The sequence below is a fragment of the Rhodococcus sp. JCM 9793 genome (genome assembly GCF_055380405.1).
Genome location: NZ_AP043721.1, coordinates 5,790,271 through 5,811,867 on the forward strand (window position 1 = coordinate 5,790,271; position 21,597 = coordinate 5,811,867).

Sequence of the window (21,597 nt, forward strand, 5' to 3'; positions counted from 1 at the left end):
TCACCCGCAGGTCTGCCGCGGGAACCCCATCACGAGCGAAGGGCGCCGGAAATGTCGAGCACCCACGCGAACTCGAATGCCACCTCGCGCCACTTCTCGTACCGGCCCGACACACCGCCGTGGCCCGCGCTCATCTCGGTCTTGAGCAGCAACGGCGAATCGCCCGTCTTCGTCGCGCGCAGCTTCGCGACCCATTTGGCGGGTTCGACGTACAGCACGCGGGTGTCGTTGATACTCGTGATCGCGAGGATCGCCGGGTAATCCTTCGCCTCGACGTTCTCGTAGGGGCTGTACGAGCGCATGTACTCGTACACCTCAGGATTCGCGAGAGGATTGCCCCACTCGTCCCATTCGATCACCGTCAGCGGCAGCGACGGATCAAGGATCGAGGTCAGCGGATCGACGAAGGGCACATTCGCGAGGATGCCCTCGAAAAGCTCGGGTGCGATGTTCGCGACCGCGCCCATCAGCAATCCGCCCGCACTGCCACCGTCGGCGACGAGCCGATCGGGGCTCGTGACACCCGTGTCGACGAGGTGCCGCGCGCACGCGACGAAATCGGTGAACGTGTTCTTCTTCGTGAGCGACTTACCGTGCTCGTACCAGTGCCGGCCCATCTCGCCACCACCGCGCACATGCGCGACCGCGAAGACCATGCCGCGGTCGAGCAGCGACAGTCGCGCGACCGAGAAACCGGGGTCGATGCTGGCCTCGTACGAGCCGTACCCGTACAGCAGGGTCGGAGCGTTTCCAGAAGTGCCCTTCTTTGCGACGATGGAGATCGGGATCTTCGTGCCGTCGTCGGCCGTCGCCCACTCACGTCGCTGTTCGTAGTGCGACGGATCGAAGTCGCCGAGCACAGGCTGCGACTTGCGCAGCAGCAGCTCGCCGGTGCCCACGACGTACTCGTAGACGCGGGTCGGGGTGATGAACGAGGTGAATCCGAGTCGCAGCACGGGCTGCTTCCACTCGGGGTTTCCGCCCGGTCCGACGGCGAACAGTTCTTCGTCGAATTCGAGTTCGTGGAGTTCGCCGTATCCGTCCGAGGTGAGCGGCCACACCGCGATGCGGGTGAGCGCCTCGCGTCGGTAGCTCAGCACGAGGTGGCCTTCGAACGCCTCGACATCTTCGAGCCGGACGTCCTTGCGGTGTTCGATCAGGGTGCGCAGCGCCGACAGATCGTCGACGGGAGCTTCCGCGAGGACGAAGTTCTCCGCTTTCTCTCCAGTGTCCGGGTCGACATCGTTGTGCAACACCAGGAACCGGTCTCGGCCTCCGACGACGGCGTGCTCAGCGCCGTATTCGACACCTTCGCGCCGTGGCAACAGGACGCGGAACTCACCTGTGGGATCGTCGGATTCGAGAACCCAGCCCTCAGTGGTGATCTTCGATCCCACCCAGATCATCAGGTACTTCTCGCTACGCGTGGCACCGATCGACACCCAGTACCGCTCATCGGGCTCGTGGAAGACCTTCACGTCGTCGTCCACGGCGGTGCCGAGCCGGTGCCGCCACACGGTGTCGGGGCGCCAGGACTCGTCGACCGTCTGATAGAAGACGTGACTGTGGTCGAGCGCCCACGTGGCACCGGGTGCGGTGCCGGGGATCTCGTCGGCGAGGAGTTCACCGGTAGTGAGATCCTTGAACTTCAGCGTGTAGCGCTCGTCGCCCACCACGTCGGTCGAGTACGCGAGCAGCGTGCCGTCGTGACTGAGCGAGAAGGCGCCGACGGAGAAGAAGTCGTGCCCCTCGGACTCGACGTTGCCGTCGAGCAGTACCTGCTCGCCGGGCAGTTCGGTGCCCGCCGTGACCTCCGGCGGAGTCCAGTCGTCTCGGTCGGTGATCGGGCAGCGGCACTGGATTCCGTACTGCTTGCCCTCGACCGTGCGAGCGTAGTACCACCACTCGCCCATGCGCGCGGGGACCGACATGTCGGTCTCCTGAGTCCGCGACTTGATCTCCTCGAAGATCGACTCACGCACCGGTGCCAGATGCGCGGTCTGCGCCTCGGTGTACGCGTTCTCGGCTTCGAGGTACGCGATCACCTCCGGGTTGTCCTTGTCGCGCAGCCACTCGTAGTCGTCGACGAACGTATGACCGTGATGGATGCGCTCTTGCGGAACCTTCGTGGCAACGGGCGGGGTCGGGGAGGTCATCGTGGTCAGCCGATCCAATCGTCGAAGGACAGTCCTGAAATTCGTTCGTAGGCTTCGATGTAGCGCGCACGGGTCTTGTCGACGATGTGCTGCGGCAGCGCGGGCGGCGGAGTGTCGGACGCACGATCCCAGCCGGATTCGGCGCTGGTCAGCCAGTTGCGGACGATCTGCTTGTCGAAGCTCGGCTGCGCCTTGCCTACTTCGTATTCGGCCAGATCCCAGTACCGGGACGAATCAGGGGTGAGCACCTCGTCGGCCAGCACGAGATTGCCGGCCTTGTCGAGACCGAACTCGAGCTTGGTATCTGCGAGCATGATGCCGCGCTCGTACGCGTAGATCGAAGCTCGGTCGTAGATGTCGAGGGTGTCCTGGCGCAGCTGCATCGCGAGGTTCAGCCCGATCTTCTCCGCGACCTGCTCGAAGCTGATGTTCTCGTCGTGATCGCCGAGGTCTGCCTTCCGCGCGGGCGTGAAGATCGGCTCGGGAAGCCGGGATGCCTCCACCAGCCCCTCCGGCAGTTGCACGCCGCACACCGAGCCGGTGGCCTGGTAGTCGGCGAGACCGGACCCGGTGAGGTAGCCGCGGGCCACGCACTCCACCGGCACCATCTCGAGGCGCTTGACGATCAGCGCGCGTCCGAGGACCTCGGCGGGAATCCGCTCGTCGTCGGGCTCGCCGGCAAGGTGGTTGTTGGCGTCGAGAAGGTTGAAGAAGAACACACTCATCGCCGTGAGGACACGCCCCTTGTCGGGAATCAGAGTGTCCAGAACGTGGTCGTAGGCCGAGATCCGATCGCTGGCCACGAGCAGCAGATGCTCGTCGTCGACGATGTAGAGGTCGCGGACCTTGCCGCCTGCGAGGTGTGAGTAGGACTCGAGTGAAGGACGCACGAGAACACCTTAGTGGTCGACACCGACGCACACCGCACGCCGTGGCGGATATCCCATCGACCACAATTGCCGAAAGTGGCCACGAAGATCGCTCCCCAGGACGACGACGCGGCAGAACCAACGAGAGGTGGCAAGGCCGTGCCGGACCGCGTGGACGTCGGCTTCCGGTCGGAGCGAGGGCCGGTCCTGATCGCCCTGATGCTCGCGACCGCGCTGGTGGCGCTCGAAAGCACGATCCTGGCAACCGCGATACCCACGATCGTCGGTGACCTCGGCGGATTCACCCAGTTCCCCTGGTTGTTCTCGAGCTATCTGCTCACGCAGGCCGTTCTCGTCCCCGTGTACGGGAAGCTGTCCGACATATTCGGACGCACGCCGGTCCTGCTGTTCGGCATCGGCATGTTCGCGGCAGGTTCGGTGCTGTGTGCGCTGGCGTGGAGCATGCCGGCACTCATCGCCTTCCGCGCCCTCCAAGGGATCGGGGCGGGCGCGGTACTGCCGATGGCGCAGACCATCGCGGGCGACATCTACACGGTGGCGGAACGCGCGAAGGCGCAGGGCTACCTGGCCAGTGTGTGGGGCATGTCGTCGATCGTGGGACCCACGGTCGGTGGTGTGTTCTCGGATTTCCTGTCGTGGCGGTGGATCTTCTGGTTGACTACTCCCCGCCCTGAAAGACGGGGACTCTCGGACTCACATCCGAAAGTTCCTGTTTCACCGGCGAGTGCGGACGGGAAGACCCGTGCCGTCTGACATCGCCTCCACAGGCGTTTGGTATCTCCGCCAGCCCGGCGGCGACGAGGATGTTCTTCGCGGCATTGACGTCCCGGTCGTGCCGGGTACCGCAGTCGGGGCACGTCCAGTGGCGTGTCCCGAGGGACAGCACGGCGAGCAGACGCCCGCACGCGCTGCACGTCTTCGAGCTCGGATACCAGCGGTCGATCACCACGAACCGGCGACCGGCCCGCTCGGCCTTGTACTCGAGCATGGATCGGAACTCTCCCCACCCGCATTCGCTGATCGACTTCGCCAGGCTGCGGTTGCGGACCATATTGCGCGGGGCGAGATCTTCGACGGCGATGGTGTCGAACCGCGCCACGAGATCCGTGCTGGTCTTGTGGAGGAAGTCGCGTCGAGCGTCGAGGACACGGGAGTGCTTGCGGGCCACCTTCCGGCGTTGCTTGGCGCGGTTGTTCGAGCCCTTCTGCATCCGCGCCAGGCGCCTCTGGTGGCGGCGCAGGCCGCGTTCGTGCCGGGCCATGTGCTTCGGGTTCCCGATCTTCTCCCCGGTCGAGAGGACCGCGAAGTCCTTGATCCCGAGGTCCACACCGACCGACTCGCCAGTATCCGGAAGCGGAGCGGGATCGGACGTGTCGACGGCGAACGTCACGAACCACCGCCCGTCCGCCTCGCGGGAGACGATCACCATTGTCGGGTCGAGCGTGGCAAGGTCGATGTCCGGCCAGGACCACGCCACCTTCAGCGGCGCGGTGGTCTTCGCCAGCCACAGCCCGTCCGTTCTGATGCGGAACGCGGAGCGTGTGTAGTGCGCGGACTGGCGAGAATGCCGGTTCTTGAACCGTGGGTACTTGGCGGTGCCCTTGAAGAACGATTGGAACGCGGTGTGCTGGTGGCGCAGCGTCTGCTGAAGCGGCACCGAGGACACCTCTCCGAGGAACGCAAGCTCCTCGGTTTTCTTCCACTCGGACAGTGTGGCGTCGGTGTCCTTGTACGAGGTCGATTTCTGTTCGGTGGTGTACCGGCGTTGCCGGTCGGCGAGGGTCTTGTTCCACACGACGCGCACGCAGCCGAACGTGCGGCGCAGCAGCGCCGACTGTTCGGGGTCCGGGTAGGCCCGGACCTTGTACGCGGTCCTCATCTCCTCATGACAACAGAAGGGTCCGACATGTCGAACGCCATTCCTGCCTGCCGTGAACGACGGGGCATCCAGGCGAGGTCCCGGTGAACGTGCTCCTCTGCGCAATTGCGGCGTGGGTACTCGTGCGCAGTTTCCACGAGTCGAAGCCCCGCGGCCCGCGACGCCCCATCGACTGGGCGGGCGCCGCCACGCTCGCAGTGGGGGCAGCATTGGTGATCCTGGGGTTACTCGAGGGCGGCCAGGCGTGGGCGTGGACGTCGACGGCGAGCATTGCGATCTTCTCGGCCGGTGTGGTGCTGCTCGTCCTGTTCGTGTGGATCGAGACCCGCGTAGCCGAACCGATCCTGCCGGTCTGGGTGCTGACCCTCAGGGTCCTGATCACCACCAGCGCGGTCTCGTGCCTGGTCGGTGCTGTGGTGTTGGGCCTGACGTCGTACGTGCCGTCGTTCGTGCAGGGCTCGCTGGGCACGACCGCCCTGGTCGCCGGGTTCACCTTGGCAGCGATGACACTCGGCTGGCCGATAGCAGCCTCCCAATCGGGACGCTTGTACCTGCGCCTCGGGTTCCGCACCACCGGCCTCATCGGGGCGGTCCCCCTCCTGACCGGCACGGCCCTCCTGACACAGACCGGACCGGATTCGACGCCGTGGCAGGTCGCGGGGTGCTGTGTCGTCATCGGGCTGGGCATGGGCCTGATCGCCAGTCCGTCGCTCATCGCCGCCCAGTCCAGCGTGGAATGGTCGGAGCGTGGCGTCGTGACCGGAGCGAACGCATTCGCCCGTTCGGTCGGCAGCGCTGTGGGCGTTGCGGTGTTCGGTGCTCTCGCGAACGCCGCGCTGTCTCGCTCCGGTGTGGCCGACGGGGCGACGCCGGATGCCGGTCAGCTTGCGTCGTCCGTCGCCCCCGTGTTCACGGCCGTTCTGGTGTGTGCGCTCGTACTCTCGGCCTGCGTCGCACTGATACCGCACCGGCCGGGCCCGGAACGCCGACACAGCTGAAACCCCACCCCGCTGAATCGGATCAGGTTTCCCTGGCGTGCCGGGGACATGACGAATCAGGACGAACACGACCCGCGGCAACAGGCGCGCCCACCCCCATCGAGACAACTCCGCGACCGTGTCGTGATCGTAACGGAACCGCTTGTTTCGTTCTGCCGCATGATGGGGCACCATCTCTCCAGTGAGGACCAGACGCGGCGACAACAGATCCACCGACGACATCACGTACATCCCCCTCGGCTCGTCCGGCCAGGCGTCGAACGAACTGCGGAATGCCACGGCTATGCAGGACACGACCGACTACGAATCACTGCGTGCGGCAATGGACGCGGAGTACTACTGGCGCGGCGTCAAGGAGACGTTCCAGATCGCAGACGATTCGTTCACCGTGGTCTCCAGGGAGACGCGTGATCGCCTCGACATCTCCGCGGCCGTGATGGCGCGCGCATCCCACTGGGTCAGCACGATCGAACTGGCCGCCGAGGGAGCACACCTGTACGGGGCTCTCGTGGCCTACACACAGGGTGTCGGCGACAGCTACTCGGCGATCGAGACGTGGGCACGCACCACCAAGAACGCTCTGCGTCCGTGATACGCGAACATCCGTTCGGGCATACCTGCGGCGGGCTCGCGCCCGCAACGAGGTACTACTGCTGCGACTGGTCGGCCGGCAGCTTTTCGAGTGCCGCATCGATGGAATCGAGTGCGAGGAGAGCGGTTTGATAGGTTGCCGCATTGGCGTGCTCGACGGCGACGAGGTTACCGGCCTTCACGGCGGGCAGTTCCTTCCACAGCGGTGAGTCGAACAGTTCCTGCAGCGCCGGAGTGACGGAGCCATCCGCTTCGACGCCGTAGACGATCACGTCGGCGTCGCCGAGATTCTCCGGCAACTGCTCGAACGAGAGGTACTCACCGTGGGTGATCGCGGGGTCGGACGACTCACCGGGGAAGTCGAAGCCCAAGTCGTCGAACAGGTTCGAGGTGTAGGACGACTTGTACTCGCGCATGTACTCACCGGGGTTCGTGCCACACTCGCTGCACACACCCGCAAACCTCAGGTCGCCGAGGGTACCGGCGTACTTATCGGCGAGTTCCGCAGCGCGCGCGTCGTACTCGTCCTTGAACTCGCCGTACGAGTCACTCACGTTCGCAGCATCGGCGAACTGCTCGCCGAGTTGACGCCATTCACCCGGAATGCTGGGGCCGAGGAACACCACCGGCGCAAGCGCTTCCAGCGTGGCCATGTCGAGCTGCTCCTGAACCATCGCGGGAACGCCCATGATGATGAGGTCGGGCTCGGCCATGGTGATGGCCTCGTAATTGAGGTCGGCGACCGACATGTCGGGAGCGACCTTCGGCAGCTCTTCGTATGCAGCGAGAGTTTCCTCGTCCATGTTCTCGGTCTCGCGGGTCCACTCGCACACTGCAGCGAGCTCGGCGCCCGCCTGAATCAGAGGGAGCACCGCGTAGCCGCAGGCGACGATGCGCTGCGGGTCGGCCGGGATCTCGATGGAACCATTCTGCGCCTCGAACGTCCGAGTCTCCGCGGAAGCCGCCGTGTCGGCATCCGCGGCAGCCCCATCGACACTGTCGCCGTCGCTCGAGCATCCCACCAGCCCGACGGTCAACAAGACCGCCGCGCCGAGCACTGCGGCGCTGCGCGCCCGGCTCCGTTCCAGAACCCGCATCGTATGTCTCCCACATATCCTTCGCCGGGGTGCATTGTCCCGGTCACGATTGGTTAGGCTAACCGTAAAGGGTTGCCCAGCCAAGCGCCCCGTTCATCCGATTTCGACCGAAATTTCGACGACCCGACTCGCCTTGTCCCGCGACATGATTCGAAACGCTAGCAAAGGTAAGGCTAACCGTATATCTTCGTCATCGGTCGTGCGCAGCCGCCGCGGCCGATGAGCCGCAACCGAAAGGCGTGAGCATGCGAGTACCGGTCGCCGTCGCCACCGCAACCGACCGGGCCGGACGGGCCACACCACCTCCGTTCGTGCTGTCCCGTCCTCACGGCACCGTGCTCGCCCACGGTGTTCACGACCGCTTCGACTCCGCCGCCGACGCCGCCTCCGCACTGCGCACCGGACGGGTTCGCGCCGTGGTCGGAGCACTGCCCTTCGCCCCCGACCACCCGGCAGCACTCACCGCGCCGGAGGTCCTCGACCACACCGCCACCGCGTACGTGACAGAAACCCCTGCGCTGCCGATGATCCGGGTATCCGGAGTCATACCGCCCGAGGACGAGCACGTCGACCGGGTGTCCACAGCGTTGGGCCTGCTCCGCGCCGAGGACAACGCGCTGGAGAAAGTCGTTCTCGCCCGCGCTCTCGTCCTCGAGGCCGAGAGCCGCATCGATCCCGGAGCACTTCTCGCCGCTCTGGTTTCCCACGACACCGTGGGAAACGGCTTCTCCGTCGATCTCAGCGCGGCCGGCGCACAGTGGTCCGGACGTCGCCTGGTAGGGGCAAGCCCCGAGGTGCTCATCCGCCGCCGTGGCGACCTCGTCACCGCGCACCCGCTCGCCGGTTCTGCGCCCCGAAATTCGGACCCCGAGCTCGACCGCGCCACCGCCGAGGAACTTCGCGCATCGGCCAAGAACTTGCGTGAACACGCCCACGTGATCGATTCCCTGCGGGCATCGCTCGAGCCGCTGTGCTCGGAACTGGACATTCCGAATCACCCTTCCCTCACCAGCACTCGGCAGCTATGGCATCTGGGCACGCCGGTGTCGGGCAGACTTCGCGACCCGTCGGTGACCGCCCTCGACCTGGCACTTGCCGTCCATCCCACACCCGCGATCTGCGGTACCCCCACCGAGTCCGCCCGCGATCTGATTCACGAACTCGAAGGAGACCGCGGCTTCTATGCGGGCGCGCTCGGCTGGTGCGACGGCAACGGCGACGGCGAATGGATGGTCACCATCCGTTGCGCGGTCCTCGAACCCGACGGAACGACACTGACCGCCCACGCGGGCGGAGGTATCGTCGCCGCGTCCGATCCGACCGACGAATTGGCCGAGACCACAGTCAAGTTCGGGACCGTACTCGATGCCTTCGGAGTTCGGCGATGAGCGCGCCGGTCACCCTCGTCGTCGGCGCAGCCCAGGGCATCGGACGGGCAACAGCCCTGACACTCGCATCCTCAGGACATCGCGTCGTCCTCGCCGATCGTGATCTCGACGGAGTGCACGAGACGGCAGCAATGCTGAACGACCCTGCTCCCTCGTACCGACTCGACATCCGTGACCGCGAGGCCGTGGACACCGTGATCGCCGACATCGAACGCACCCACGGCCCGATCGACGGCCTCGCCCACGTCGCCGGTGTGTTCTCCGTCGCCTCGATCCTCGACTGCGATCCGGACGAATGGCAACGCATCCACGACATCAACGTCACCGGACTCGTCTCGGTACTGCGGGCTGTCGGACGTGCGATGCGCGACCGCAGATCCGGGTCGATCGTGGTGGTCGGCTCGAACTCTGCGGGTGTGCCCCGCATGGGTATGGGAGCCTACGGATCGTCGAAGGCAGCCGCGACGATGCTCGTGCGGATTCTCGGCCTCGAACTCGCGCAGTACGGGATCCGCGCCAACATCGTCGCGCCCGGTTCCACCGACACCGCGATGCAGCGGACGCTGTGGGCCGACCCCGACGACAACGATGGAGCCCTCGGCGCGATCGCGGGCGACCTCGCGCAGTTCAAGGTCGGGATTCCGTTGGGACGCATCGCAGACCCCGTCGATATCGCCGACTCGATCGAGTTCCTGCTCTCACCGCGTGCACGGCACATCACCATGCAGACCCTGTACGTCGACGGCGGTGCCACACTGAGAGCATGATCCGCCGCTGAAGTACCCGTGAGGATTCATCTCACACGGCGACGGGTTGTTCGACTCGGGCAGCGAGTGCCGCGTACCGGCCGCCGAGCGCGACAAGCGTGTCGTGGCTACCTCGTTCGGCGATTCTGCCCTGATCGAGTACGACGATCTCATCGGCGTCGCGGACCGTCGAGAGGCGGTGCGCGATGGTGATCGTCGTACGGCCGTGTCGCGCCGTGTCGATCGCCTGCTGCACCAGGCGTTCGGTTTCGTTGTCCAATGCGCTGGTGGCCTCGTCGAGCACCAGGATCCGCGGGTCGCGCAGCAACGTCCGCGCAATGGCGAGCCGCTGCTTCTCACCACCGGAGAAGCGGTGGCCCCGTGCTCCGACGACGGTGTCGTAACCCTCGGGCAGCGACACGATCAGGTCGTGGATACGCGCGGCGCGGGCGGCGTCCTCGATTTCCACGTCGGTCGCGTCGGCCTTCGCGTAGCGCAGATTCTCACGCACCGTCGCGTGGAGAAGGTAGGTCTCCTGCGAGACCACACCGACGAGCGCGGCGACATCGGCGAGCGACATGTCGCGCAGGTCTACACCATCGATCGTGACGCGCCCCGATGTCGGATCGTACAACCGCGCGACGAGACCGCCGAGTGTGGTTTTGCCCGAACCGGTCTCGCCGACGAGGGCAATCTGAGCACCGGCAGGCACGTCGAGGGTGACGTCGTCGAGTGCGAGGCGGTGCGCGCCGTCGTACCGGAAGTCGACGTTCTCGAATCGCACTGCACCCGCGACCCGTTCGCGGTCGACGTGGACCGGTCTCTCCGGGTCGTCGATCTCGACGGTGAGGTCCAGGTATTCGAAGATCCGGCTGAACAGCGCGAGCGAACTGGTGACGGTGATTCCGACGTCGAGCAGGCTCATCAGCGGCCGGAACAGGGTCGCCTGCAGGCCGGTGAAGGCGACGAGGGTACCGATCGTCATGCCGCCGGAGGTAGCGGGCAGGCCGGCGACGAGATAGAGCACCGCGGGGATCGCGGAGAAGACGATGTTCATGGTGGCCATGCGCCAGCGTCCGGACAGCTGCGCGTGCAGTTCGAGATCGGCGAGCTCGTCGGAGGTCTGCGCGAACTTACCGGACAGTGCGGGCCCGGTGCCGAGAGTCTTGACGAGCAGCACTCCGCTGACGGACAGCCCCTCTTCGATCTGCGTTTGCATATCGGCCATGCGGCGCTGCTGGCGAGCGGTGATCACGCGTCGCATCATCGCGACACGGCGCGTGAGCCAGATGGCAGGCGGCAGCACGATCAGCGACAGTAGCGCCAGTCGCCAGCTGAGGATCGTCATCGCGACGGCGGTACCGACCACGGTGGTGACGTTGGAGGCGATGGACGTCGCCGTGGAGGTCACCACCGACTGCATTCCACCGATGTCGTTGGTCAGCCGCGACTGGATCTCACCACCGCGAGTCCGGGTGAAGAAGCTCAACGACTGCCGTTGCAGGTGCGAGAACACGCGAGTTCGCAGATCGTGCATGATCCGCTGCCCGACGGTCGTGGAAATCCACGTCTGAGCGACGCCGAGCAGGGAGCTGACGACGGTGACGGCGAGCATGCCGCCCACCACCCACAGCAGCAGGCTCACGTTCTGGTGCGGGATCGCGTCGTCGATGACGGCGCGGACGAGGAAGGGGTTCGCGAGCGAGATGACCGACGACGCGACGATGAGCGCAACGACGACGGTGATCTGCCAGCGGTAGGGGGCGAACAGGGCGCCGATGCGCCGCAGGCTGACGGGTGATTCCTTCAGCTGTTCGATGTCTTTGGGGTCGACCTTGGATCCGCGGCCTCTGCCGCCGCCCTGGCCGGGTGGGGGCTGCATCATGTGCGCACCACCTCGATTCATGATTCGTTCGTACTTAGTGAGGTTGCCTCATTAAGAGGTAACAGTCAACTGAGGTATGGTGAACGTCATGTCGGACTCCCCCGCCACACTCCGCGACCTTCTCATGGCCACCACCCGTACGCTGCGAAAACGGTGGCACGAGAGAATCCGGCCCTGGGAGCTGTCCCCGCACGAACACCGGGCGCTGCGGGTGATCGGCAACGCAGACGAACCGGCCCGGTTGGGGGTCGTCGCGAAGTCGCTGCGCATCGTGCCGCGGTCGGTCACGGAAGTCGTCGACCGGCTCGAGTCCCGCGGTCTGACCGAGCGACTACCCGACCCGGCCGACCGGCGCGCGGTGTGCGTACAACTCACTTCTGACGGGCGACGCCTACTGACCGAGCTCGACGCCGCACGCGACGCCGACGCGGCCGAAGTGTTCACCCGGCTCGACGCCGCCGAACGCGCAGAGCTCGCCCGCCTGCTCCGCAAACTCGCCGACGGTCACGACGCCGACGGTCACGACCGGGAGTCCCGCGACGGAAATTCTGTTGCCTCAGCGAACGAAGGTCCGTAGCGTCGGCGAACGTCGAACGCAGTCGAGAAGGAAGGCGCATCCATGCTGCCGGTCAGCGAACGCGACATCAGGTCGTCGTTCATCAATTGCTCGAAAGGTGACGCGAAGCGCCTGTCCGTCCCCGCCGACCTGGACGGTCTGCCCTGGGACGACCTCGATTTCCTCGGCTGGACCGACCCGTCGTATCCCGGCCGCTGCTACGTGGTGGCCGAGCAGGGCGACCGCATCGTCGGGGTCGCACTGCGACACGAGTCCGGTGGCCGCCGCCCCGCGCAGATGTGCTCGATCTGCCAGACCACGCACCCCAACGGCGGAGTGCACCTCATGGCGGCGAGCAAGACCGGCGACGCCGGACGCCGGGGCAATACGGTCGGCATCTACATGTGTGCCGACCTCGGCTGCTCGCTCTACGCACGCCGCAAGAAGACGCCGAGTGGGGGCCGTCTGTACCGCGACGACTCCCCACTCGACGGCCGGATCGAGCGCGTCCGGTCCAATCTGGACGCGTTCATCGCCCGCGTCGGCGCCTACTGAACACCGATCACGTCGTCGGCGAACCGTCGGATCGCGTCGAGCCTGGCTTGCGGATCCGACGGATCCACGCCGTACATCCGCCAGGGCGCCACCCGCACGCGAGTGACCCCGATATCGGCCAGGCGTCGGTATCCCTCGACATCGGAGACGTCTGTCGGCGACACATCGATCTCGAACGGCACATCGGCACGGCCGAATTCGGAACGGAGCTCCGTCAGTCGTGTGATCGCCGATGCCAGCGCTTCGGTATCCGTATTGACCGAGATCCAGCCGTCTCCGAGCCGCGCCGCGCGCCGCAGACCCGCTTCGCTGTGACCGCCGCCGTAGATCGGGACGGGCCGGTCAGGCGCCGGACTGATCATCAGACGATCGAAATCGTAATGCTTACCGTGGAATTCGACCCATTGCGGCCCCTCGCCGGAACACACCGCCTTGACGATCGCGATGGCTTCGTCGGTGCGCGCACCGCGAGTGCGCATCTCGGTACCGGTGAACTCGAATTCCTCGGGAATCCACGACAGTCCGACGCCGACCGCGATGCGGTTCTGCGACATCACCGCCATTGTCGCCACCTGCTTCGCGGTGAGCAGTGGATCGCGCAGCGGCAGCTTCAGCACATTGGTGTAGAACCGCACGCGCGCGGTGACGGCCGCCATCGCGGTCATCGCGATGAACGGATCGGGCATCGGCGTCTCGGGAGCCCACATCCGCTTGCCGTCCGCCGAATACGGATAGTCGGCCGACACCGTCTCGGGGTAGAAGACGGAGTCGGGCAATGCAATCGCGTCGTAGCCGCATTCGTCGGCCACCCGAGCGAAGGCGGGCAGGTCTCCCGCATCGATCATCGCGGCGGGCAGTGCCCATTTCATGGGCCCTGATCTCTTCATGGGCACTGAGCTCACAACTTCACGACCCGCGACGCCGGGATCGGATGCGAATCGGCCTTGATCCAGCGCATCGCCCACGTGCCCTCGGTGTGCGAATCGGTATCGATCCAATTGCCGAATCCGGGATCCTTCGCGGCGACGACGATCGTCAACGTGCCGTCGTCGTTCAGCTTCGCCGTGTGGTTGTTGATGTAGATGTTGGTCCGGTTGTAGTCGAGCGACTCGACCCAGAAGTTCTGCAGCACGAAGTTGAAGTACTCGCAGTTCGGCACCTCGGTCTCGATCACCCAGGCTTCGTCGGCGGCGAGTTTCCAGTAGCCGTGCAGGTAGAAGATCGTGGGATCACCACCGGCGTTCTGGAACGTTTCCTGTCCGCGGTCGAAGATCTCGTTGGGCTGCCCCTGGAACTCGCGCGACCATTCCAGGAAAGTGTTCGCGGTGCCGCGGACCATGCCGATGGCCTTTCCGAGGCGGCCGGACATCTCTTCCGAGCTCAACGGGACGAATTCACCGTCGGGGTTCAGGCATTCGATGGACAGCTCGGCGGGAACCTCGCTGCGCCGGTCCCGGTACGTCTGCCGAACCGAGATGAGGTTACTGTCCGCGGCGAGCGGCAGCCACGACCCTTCTGCGGGTGCGTCGACGCTCGCGATGAACGTGAACCGCCCGTGTTCGTCGACGTCGAGATCGTGGCCGTGCAGGTCGCCGGTCTGCAGCATGGTGCCGTCGATGTGGTACCGGTTGACCCGCGACCCGAACGTCACGAGCGGCACGGTCCCCCGCGTGCCCGTGATCCGGTAGGTGTACCTACCGGAAATGTTCGCGCGCATGTACAGGTTGTCGGGGTTGTCGGCACCGATCTTCGTCATCATGTTCGGGTTCGGCGCCGAGGTGAACTGTGGCCACCGTGGATCGGTGTATTCGACGCAGTTGATGGTGGCGTAGCGCAGCAGCCGGCTCAGGTAGCGGACACCTTCGGCTTGGGTCGTCGAGTCCTGCGGGACGATCTCGTCCTGCAGGATGTTGCCGGTCTCGAGAAGATCGGCGCAGAACTTCTCCCAGGTCGCGTTCATATGATGGTCCTGTTCTTCGGTCGGTGTTCCGAGGTCCGCTTCAGGCGGTGGCGGCGAATGCCCGATCGACGTCGGAGGCCGTGATCCCGAAGTCTTCGAGCGAGTAGACGTGCGACGGGCGACGATGCTCGGCGAGGCTGCCCTGATGCGACGCCTCCACCGCAGCACGTGTGGCGTCCGTGAACGGCATCGCAAACTGCGCGTAGATCTTCTCGACCGTGCCGGTCGGGTCTGCGACGAAATCCCGGTAGTCGACATCGATGAACTGTTCCGCGTCGTAGCGGGCGCGAGCCTCGTTGAACTCCCGGTTACCCCGCGCCCACAACTCGAGTTGAGTACGCCCGATGGTCTCGCGGTCGAACGCATCCGACATGTCGTGCTTGCCCTGCTCGGCGAGGCTGAAGGTGGACGCCATAGACGTGTGTGAATCGCGGAATGTGCGCACGATCAATGCGTCCGGGTAGGCGCGCATGATCGCGTCGATCGCGAACACATGGCTGGGGCTCTTGAGCACCCACCGACGCCCCGGGTCGTTCATCCCGATCAGCTGCAGATTCTTCTTGTGCCTCGCGTAGGTCTCAGTCCAGTCCTGCTCGGCCAACCACGTCGAGTAGGACGGTATGTACGACACGCACTCGAAGGAAATCGAGAGCATCGTCTGCTGTAGCAGCCGCCAGCATTCCTCGACTTCTTCCGCTCCCATGAAATGCACCTTCATGAGATCCGCCTCATTCTCCTGGCGGGCCCGGTAGAAGGCATCCGACCGGAGGAAATCCGCGTTCTCCGACCATGTCTCGCGAGCGGGGCGAGGCTGTGGTGATTCAGCAAGCCACATCTCGACGCCCTGATGCGCCGGGTCCGCGCTGAGCAGCCGGTGCAGCGCAGTGCTCCCCGTCCGCGTCAGGCCGCACACGAAGACAGGTCGCTCGACCGCGACGTCGACGTGTGCGGGGTAGCGGGAGAATCCGGCTTCGCTGGTCAGGCGACCCGAGAGTGCACTGACGATCATCTTGCGGGCGATCATCCGCCCCTGTGAGGTGAGATCGGCCTCGCGTTCGAAGGAATCGAGGAGAACCTGCAGCCCTTCGAGGTAGTCGTCGCTGCCGAAGTCGCTGTATCCGGCAGCCTCACGCGCGGCCTGGTGCAGGTCCTCGATGGAACCGATGCCGTCGTAATCGTGTGTCATCCATACTCCTTGCGAGAATGTCCTTGCGAGAATGTCTCAGTGGTGGGTGTGACCGCAGTCGACATCCAGGCACTGCCCGGTGATCGCCCGCGCGAAATCGGAGGCGAGGAACACGACCGCGTTCGCGATGTCGTCGGGCTCGGGCAGCCGGCGCAGATCGGTGCCTGCCGCGACCTCGGCGTAGATCACGTCCGGATCGACACCACGCTGCTCCGCCTGCCGTTCGAACATCCGCTTCACCGAATCGGCCCAGATGTACCCCGGAGCCACCGAATTCACCCGGACGCCCTTCGGTCCGAGCTCGACCGACAGGCTCCTGGCGATCGCCAGGAGACCCGATTTCATCACCCGATAGGCACCGAAGTTCGGCAATCGGTTCCGGATCACCATCGAATTGATCATCACGACCGAACCCTGCGACTCCACGAGCGCCGGGGCCAGCGCCTTCGTGAGAGCGAGCGAGGCCAGCACGTTGATGTCCACGCCCTGCCGGATGTCGTCGAGCGCGGCGTCGAGCAGCCCGCCATGCGCGGGCACGACGAACGCGTTGTGAACCACCGCATCGATCCGGCCGAACTCTTCGAGCGCGCTCGACGCGAGAGACTGCACCGACTCCCCGTCGGTGAGGTCGGTGGGCACACACAAAGCGGTGCCGCCGCCTGCCCGAATCTCCTCCGCGACAGCGTCGAGCCGCGAGGCAGTACGCGCTGCCAGCACGACCCGTGCGCCTGCCTCTGCGGCACGGATCGCAACGGACCGGCCCAGCCCCGGCCCCACGCCCGAGACCACCACGATCTTGTTATCGAGCAGTCGGGGGGTCGTCTGAGCAGGCCGGATCGCGGCTCTCGTCACCGCGATCCGGCCTGATCCGCGTGGGCTTCGATATCGATCACGACGCTGAGCGAGACGATCCGGCACTCGTCGTCGAACTCGAACAGGTCGGTGGCGAGGAACTCGCGCATCCCCTCGCGCTGGATCCTCAACTGTGTGGCGGCGTACCGGCCGAAGACCGTGATGGGCGAGTATCGCGTCACCGAGAACTCCACCTTCGCGCACTCGGTGTCGAACTCCCGGATTTCCTCGATCCCCCGGTAGGTATTCATGCCCAGCGGCTCGTGCTGGACGGCATCGGCCGCGAAGAGCGACACGAGTTGATCCACCTCATGATTGCTCAGATGCTTCACATACGATTCGATGACGGAGCAGATTTCGTCACGACTGGGCACAGGGCCCTCCTTCTGGTGATGAACGACTTACTCGACGAAAGTGGTCAGGCGATGATGCCGCGGTCGCGCAGGAATTCGACTACCAGCCCGCTTGCTTCCTCGGGCGTGGTCGTGGTCGTGCGGATTCGCAGTTCGGGATTTTCCGGCGGCTCGTACGGGGAGTCGACTCCGGTGAAGTTCGTCAGATCGCCGCGGCGCGCCTTCTTGTAGAGGCCCTTGGGGTCTCGCTGTTCGGCGACCTCGATCGGGGTGTCGACAAACACCTCGCAGAACTGGTCCGGGCCGATCACTTCGCGTGCCGCGTCGCGGTCAGCACGGAACGGAGAGATGAACGACGCCAGGACGATCAGGCCGGCATCCGCCATCAGCCGGGCCACCTCGGTAACGCGTCGGATGTTCTCCACTCGGTCGGCCTCGGTGAATCCGAGGTCGCGGCCGAGTCCGTGCCGGATGTTGTCTCCGTCGAGGAGATAGGTATGGCAGCCCATTGCATACAACTTGCGCTCGAGATCGTTGGCGATGGTCGACTTGCCTGATCCGGACAGGCCGGTGAACCACAGTACTTGCGATCCGTGGCCGTTGAGCGCCCTGCGGGCATCACCGTCGACGTCCACGGCCTGCCAGTGGATGTTGTCGGAACGTCGCAGCGAGTGCGCGATCATACCGGCGCCGACCGTGGTGTTGGTGAGCCGGTCGATCAGAATGAACCCGCCGGTATCGCGATTCGCAGCGTAGGCATCGAACGGCACCGGCCGGTCGAAGCTGATGTTGCACACGCCGATCTCATTGAGCGCAAGCGTGTTGGTCGCAGTCTTCTCGAGAGTATTGACGTTGACCTTGTGCTTGGGTTTGGTGATGCGTGCCTGCACCGTCATCGTCCCGATCTGACACAGATAGGGACGCTCGGGCAGCATTTCGTGTTCGCCCATCCACACCACGTGCGCCTCGAACTGGTCGGCGACACCGGGCAGTACCTCCGCTCCGGCAAGCACATCGCCGCGGCTGACGTCGATCTCGTCGGCGAGAGTAATGGTGACCGACTGACCGGCGATGGCCTCGTCGAGGTCACCGTCCATGGTGACGATCCGCGCGACGGTGGACTCCTTGCCGCTGGGGAGAACTCGCAGCCGGTCGCCCGGACGCACGGCTCCGCCGACGATCTGGCCGGAGAAGCCACGGAAGTCGAGGTTCGGGCGGTTGACCCACTGCACCGGCATGCGGAACGGGCCATTGCGCAGGTCGTCGTCGATCTCGACGTTCTCGAGGTGCTCGATCAGCGTCGGCCCGTGATACCAGGGTGTGTTGGAGCTGCGTTCGGTGAGATTGTCACCGACGTACGCCGACATGGGGATCGCGACGACGCCTCTGAGACCGATCTCGTTCGCGAAACTCGTGTATTCGCTGACGATGTCGTCGAACACGCCCTGCGAGTAGTCGACCAGGTCGAGTTTGTTCACGGCGATCACCACGTGGCGGATACCGAGAAGCGAGACGAGGTACGAATGCCGGCGGGTCTGGGTGAGCACACCCTTGCGGGCGTCGATGAGGATCACCGCGAGGTCGGCGGTGGACGCACCGGTGACCATGTTGCGGGTGTACTGCTCGTGACCCGGAGTGTCCGCGACGACGAACTTGCGCTGCTCGGTCGAGAAGTAGCGGTACGCGACGTCAATGGTGATGCCCTGTTCGCGTTCGGCAGCCAAACCGTCGACGAGAAGCGCGAAGTCGAGGCCCTCACCCTGGGTGCCGACCTTGCGTGAATCGGCTTCGAGCGCGGAAAGCTGATCCTCGAAGACCAGTTTCGACTCGTAGAGCAGGCGGCCGATCAGGGTGGACTTGCCGTCGTCGACGCTGCCGCACGTGATGAATCGGAGCATCGACTTGCTCGCGTGCCGTGCAAGGTACTGCTCGATGTCGTCGGCGATCAGTTCCGAAGGCTGAGTCATCAGAAGTACCCTTCCTGCTTCTTCTTCTCCATCGAGGCACTGGAGTCGTGGTCGATCACGCGACCCTGACGCTCGGAGGTGGTGGTGAGCAACATTTCCTGGATGATGTCGGTCAACGTCTCGGCCGTGGATTCGACGGCGCCGGTGAGCGGGTAGCACCCGAGGGTGCGGAAGCGCACACTCTTGAGCTCGGGGACCTCGCCGGGCAGCAGCGGCATCCGGTCGTCGTCGACCATGATCAGTGCGCCGTCGCGTTCGACGACGGGCCGCTTCGCCGCGAAATAGAGCGGGACGATCGGGATGTTCTCCTGCCGGATGTATTCCCACACATCGAGTTCGGTCCAGTTCGACAGGGGGAACACCCGCAGGGACTCACCGGGCGATTTGCGGACGTTGTACATCCGCCACAGCTCGGGCCGCTGCTGTTTCGGATCCCAGCGGTGCTCGGCGGAGCGGATGGAGAAGACGCGCTCCTTGGCACGGGACTTCTCCTCGTCGCGGCGCGCGCCGCCGAATGCGGCGTCGAACTTGTACAGGTCGAGCGCCTGCTTGAGGCCTTCGGTCTTCCACATGTCGGTGTGGGTCGCCGAACCATGAGTGAACGGGTTGATGCCCTTCTCGACACATTCCGGGTTCTTGTACACGATCAGGTCGAGATCTCTTGCGGCGGCAGTCTCGTCACGCAGCGTGTACATGTCGCGGAACTTCCACGTGGTGTCGACGTGAAGCAGCGGGAAGGGCAGGCGGGACGGGTAGAACGCCTTGCGGGCCAGATGCAACATCACGGCACTGTCCTTGCCGACCGAGTACAGCATCACGGGGTTCTCGCTCCCGGCGACTGCTTCCCGCATGATGTGGATGCTCTCCGCCTCGAGACGTTCCAGGTGTGTCAGGGTTTTACTGATGGTGGGACTGTTCATCGTCCGAGCACCTCCAATACTTCGCCGGCCAGTTCGGGGCGGCAGATCAACATGTCGGGCATCCAGGGGTTTTCCTGGTTGTAGCGGGGTTCGGAGCCGTCGATTCGTGACACGTGCAGCCCGGCGGCGCGTGCAACCGCCACGGGGGCGGCGGAATCCCACTCGTACTGGCCGCCGGTGTGGGCGTAGATGTCGACCTCACCCCGCACCACGGCCATCGCTTTCGCGCCGGCCGACCCCATCTCCACGAGTTCACCGCCGAGCGCGGACGCGAGGGCCAGGACGGGTTCGGGTTTGCGGGTGCGGGACACCACCACGCGAGGGGTTCGCGGTTGCGGCGAGGAGATTGAGGGTGTGTCGCCCGTCGAGTAGGTCACCCCGAGTGCGGGCATCGCGACCGCTCCGGCCGTCAGCAGTCCGCTCTCGACGAGGGCGACGTGCACGGCCCAGTCGGTACGTCCGGACTCGCCGTACTCCCGGGTCCCGTCGAGCGGGTCGACGATCCATATACGGTCCGAGCCGAGACGGGCAAGATCGTCTGCGCCTTCTTCGGAGAGCACTGCGTCCTCGGGAAACTTGGCCTCGAGCGCACGGACGAGCCACTCGTGGCTCCTCAGATCTCCCATCCGGCGGATCTCATCCGGATCCGCGTCTGCAGTTTCGAGGCCGAGTCGGAGCTCGAGGAGCAACTTGCCTGCAGCAGTTGCTAATTCAGAGGCAGCGAGCGCGTCCCCGACACGCGAGGGGGGATGAATTGTTTGTATCGCAACGGGGGCGCCTTCGTTCATGAATGAGACTCTAGACACAGAACGAACAATGTTCAATCCCATTTTGAACATTGTTCGATCTCAGTTGAACATGCCCGCCGGTGCGGGCATCGGCAACTACCAGGCCCCGGCTACGGTGGATGAATGGGCGAATCGAGCAACAAATCGATCTACGGAGACGCAGGGGCCCGGCGTCGCCGCACACTCGATGCGGCCGCGGCCTTGCTCGACGAAGGCGGGTACTCCGCACTCACGATCCGCTCGGTCGCGAAACGCTCCGGAACCAGCGTCGGGCTGATCTATCAGTACTTCACCGACAAGCAGGACATCTTCACCTCGTTACTCAACGAGAGTCAGATCGAGTCCCGGTCGTTCGTGGCAGCCCTCCCCCGCGACCAGGGAGTCGCGGCGCTACTTGCCGCGGTGATCCCCGAGTCCACCCGACAGTGGGGTCGAGTCGGCCGCTTCACCGCCACCTGGCGCGACATCGAAGGCGACGAGCGCGCCGAACGCGAATCGGTCCGCGAGGTGCGGCGGACCGCTCGGGAGTACAACAGCGAGCTCCATGCCGCACTCACGGAGGCCGCCGCATCCGAAGGCCGCGCCCTACGGGACGACCCGTCCATGCTCCCCTTCGTCCTGTCCGTCCTTCAGGGCGTGGCCGACACCATCGTCCACAATTGGGCCACTGACCTCGACCACACAGAGTTGACAGAGTTCGCTGCAGCCTCACTGACCCGGGCGATCACTGCGTCAGAAGAGTCGCGGACACAGGGGTGAGCTCGGCTCGGCCGAAGGTCTCACTCAGCGGTATCCGGCCGATGTGACCGCGCGCACAACCATACCGTGCT

The 21,597-nt window shown here is 65.2% G+C and carries 19 protein-coding genes and 2 pseudogenes; 8 read left to right on the plus strand and 13 right to left on the minus strand.

All coding sequences use genetic code 11. The features are described 5' to 3' along the window. Nucleotides 1-29: 29 nt before the first annotated feature. Nucleotides 30-2,156: a S9 family peptidase gene (locus ACZ46K_RS28895; RefSeq protein ID WP_464746134.1), complete on the minus strand. Its 2,127-nt coding sequence runs from the start codon at nucleotides 2,154-2,156 to the stop codon at nucleotides 30-32. A gap of 5 nt (nucleotides 2,157-2,161) precedes the next feature. Further along, complete coding sequence (locus tag ACZ46K_RS28900; RefSeq protein ID WP_054806745.1) at nucleotides 2,162-3,046, minus strand: phosphoribosylaminoimidazolesuccinocarboxamide synthase; 885 nt, start codon at nucleotides 3,044-3,046, stop codon at nucleotides 2,162-2,164. Between the two features lie 138 nt (nucleotides 3,047-3,184). Here ACZ46K_RS28900 and ACZ46K_RS28905 point away from each other — a divergent pair. Continuing rightward, nucleotides 3,185-3,712 (plus strand): annotated as a pseudogene (locus tag ACZ46K_RS28905) (MFS transporter); the annotation flags it as partial. Here the strand turns inward: ACZ46K_RS28905 and ACZ46K_RS28910 are convergent. Then, entirely contained in the window at nucleotides 3,705-4,925 is a 1,221-nt protein-coding gene (locus ACZ46K_RS28910) for an RNA-guided endonuclease InsQ/TnpB family protein (RefSeq protein ID WP_464746136.1), read from the minus strand. The pseudogene ACZ46K_RS28905 and the gene ACZ46K_RS28910 overlap by 8 nt on opposite strands. Before the next feature lie 83 nt (nucleotides 4,926-5,008). On the opposite strand from ACZ46K_RS28910, the pseudogene ACZ46K_RS28915 reads away from it, so the two are divergent. Continuing rightward, nucleotides 5,009-5,923: pseudogene (locus tag ACZ46K_RS28915) on the plus strand (MFS transporter); the annotation flags it as partial. A gap of 181 nt (nucleotides 5,924-6,104) precedes the next feature. Beyond that, nucleotides 6,105-6,515: a hypothetical protein gene (locus ACZ46K_RS28920; RefSeq protein ID WP_054807136.1), complete on the plus strand. Its 411-nt coding sequence runs from the start codon at nucleotides 6,105-6,107 to the stop codon at nucleotides 6,513-6,515. Between the two features lie 55 nt (nucleotides 6,516-6,570). Here the strand turns inward: ACZ46K_RS28920 and ACZ46K_RS28925 are convergent, their stop codons facing one another. Continuing rightward, complete coding sequence (locus ACZ46K_RS28925; protein ID WP_054807135.1) at nucleotides 6,571-7,611, minus strand: ABC transporter substrate-binding protein; 1,041 nt, start codon at nucleotides 7,609-7,611, stop codon at nucleotides 6,571-6,573. A 245-nt stretch (nucleotides 7,612-7,856) separates the two neighbouring features. Between ACZ46K_RS28925 and ACZ46K_RS28930 the strand changes: the two genes are divergently transcribed. Further along, complete coding sequence (locus tag ACZ46K_RS28930; protein WP_464746138.1) at nucleotides 7,857-8,999, plus strand: isochorismate synthase; 1,143 nt, start codon at nucleotides 7,857-7,859, stop codon at nucleotides 8,997-8,999. After that, nucleotides 8,996-9,766 carry an SDR family oxidoreductase gene (locus tag ACZ46K_RS28935; RefSeq protein ID WP_464746140.1) on the plus strand — a complete coding sequence of 257 codons (771 nt, stop codon included), beginning with the start codon at nucleotides 8,996-8,998 and terminating at the stop codon, nucleotides 9,764-9,766. Before ACZ46K_RS28930 ends, ACZ46K_RS28935 begins: the two co-directional genes overlap by 4 nt. Nucleotides 9,767-9,797: 31 nt before the next feature. Here ACZ46K_RS28935 and ACZ46K_RS28940 read toward each other — a convergent pair whose 3' ends face one another. Further along, entirely contained in the window at nucleotides 9,798-11,630 is a 1,833-nt protein-coding gene (locus ACZ46K_RS28940) for an ABC transporter ATP-binding protein (RefSeq protein WP_464746142.1), read from the minus strand. Between the two features lie 76 nt (nucleotides 11,631-11,706). Here ACZ46K_RS28940 and ACZ46K_RS28945 point away from each other — a divergent pair, with 76 nt between their 5' ends. Then, entirely contained in the window at nucleotides 11,707-12,207 is a 501-nt protein-coding gene (locus ACZ46K_RS28945) for a MarR family winged helix-turn-helix transcriptional regulator (protein WP_132475341.1), read from the plus strand. Between the two features lie 42 nt (nucleotides 12,208-12,249). After that, on the plus strand, nucleotides 12,250-12,741 hold the full coding sequence (locus tag ACZ46K_RS28950) for an FBP domain-containing protein (protein ID WP_054714018.1): 492 nt from the start codon (nucleotides 12,250-12,252) through the stop codon (nucleotides 12,739-12,741). Here ACZ46K_RS28950 and ACZ46K_RS28955 read toward each other — a convergent pair. Genes ACZ46K_RS28955 through ACZ46K_RS28990 form a run of 8 tightly spaced genes read right to left on the minus strand, consistent with a single transcriptional unit; the run spans nucleotide 12,735 to nucleotide 20,767 of the window. Then, nucleotides 12,735-13,610 (minus strand): TIGR03619 family F420-dependent LLM class oxidoreductase, encoded by an 876-nt coding sequence (locus ACZ46K_RS28955; protein ID WP_464746145.1) that lies wholly within the window; start codon nucleotides 13,608-13,610, stop codon nucleotides 12,735-12,737. The genes ACZ46K_RS28950 and ACZ46K_RS28955 overlap by 7 nt on opposite strands. Before the next feature lie 29 nt (nucleotides 13,611-13,639). After that, nucleotides 13,640-14,701 carry a DUF1214 domain-containing protein gene (locus tag ACZ46K_RS28960; RefSeq protein WP_132475332.1) on the minus strand — a complete coding sequence of 354 codons (1,062 nt, stop codon included), beginning with the start codon at nucleotides 14,699-14,701 and terminating at the stop codon, nucleotides 13,640-13,642. A gap of 40 nt (nucleotides 14,702-14,741) precedes the next feature. Then, nucleotides 14,742-15,887, minus strand: coding sequence for a sulfotransferase family protein (locus ACZ46K_RS28965; protein ID WP_464746147.1), 1,146 nt, complete (start codon nucleotides 15,885-15,887; stop codon nucleotides 14,742-14,744). Between the two features lie 36 nt (nucleotides 15,888-15,923). Beyond that, nucleotides 15,924-16,739 (minus strand): SDR family oxidoreductase, encoded by an 816-nt coding sequence (locus ACZ46K_RS28970; protein ID WP_241997447.1) that lies wholly within the window; start codon nucleotides 16,737-16,739, stop codon nucleotides 15,924-15,926. Beyond that, nucleotides 16,736-17,113 carry a nuclear transport factor 2 family protein gene (locus tag ACZ46K_RS28975; protein WP_054714012.1) on the minus strand — a complete coding sequence of 126 codons (378 nt, stop codon included), beginning with the start codon at nucleotides 17,111-17,113 and terminating at the stop codon, nucleotides 16,736-16,738. The genes ACZ46K_RS28970 and ACZ46K_RS28975 overlap by 4 nt, the downstream gene beginning before the upstream one ends. A 44-nt stretch (nucleotides 17,114-17,157) precedes the next feature. Continuing rightward, the gene (gene cysN, locus ACZ46K_RS28980; RefSeq protein ID WP_054810103.1) at nucleotides 17,158-19,059 is read right to left on the minus strand and encodes a sulfate adenylyltransferase subunit CysN; all 1,902 of its coding nucleotides are present in this window, start codon (nucleotides 19,057-19,059) and stop codon (nucleotides 17,158-17,160) included. Then, a complete protein-coding gene (gene cysD / locus ACZ46K_RS28985) occupies nucleotides 19,059-19,979 on the minus strand; it encodes a sulfate adenylyltransferase subunit CysD (RefSeq protein WP_054806222.1) in 921 nt (306 codons plus the stop codon). The genes cysN and cysD overlap by 1 nt, the downstream gene beginning before the upstream one ends. Beyond that, nucleotides 19,976-20,767, minus strand: a complete 792-nt coding sequence (locus tag ACZ46K_RS28990; protein WP_464746149.1) for a 3'(2'),5'-bisphosphate nucleotidase CysQ — start codon at nucleotides 20,765-20,767, stop codon at nucleotides 19,976-19,978. The genes cysD and ACZ46K_RS28990 overlap by 4 nt, the downstream gene beginning before the upstream one ends. Nucleotides 20,768-20,890: 123 nt before the next feature. Between ACZ46K_RS28990 and ACZ46K_RS28995 the strand changes: the two genes are divergently transcribed. After that, nucleotides 20,891-21,526, plus strand: coding sequence for a TetR/AcrR family transcriptional regulator (locus ACZ46K_RS28995; protein WP_054806221.1), 636 nt, complete (start codon nucleotides 20,891-20,893; stop codon nucleotides 21,524-21,526). Nucleotides 21,527-21,597: the final 71 nt, after the last annotated feature.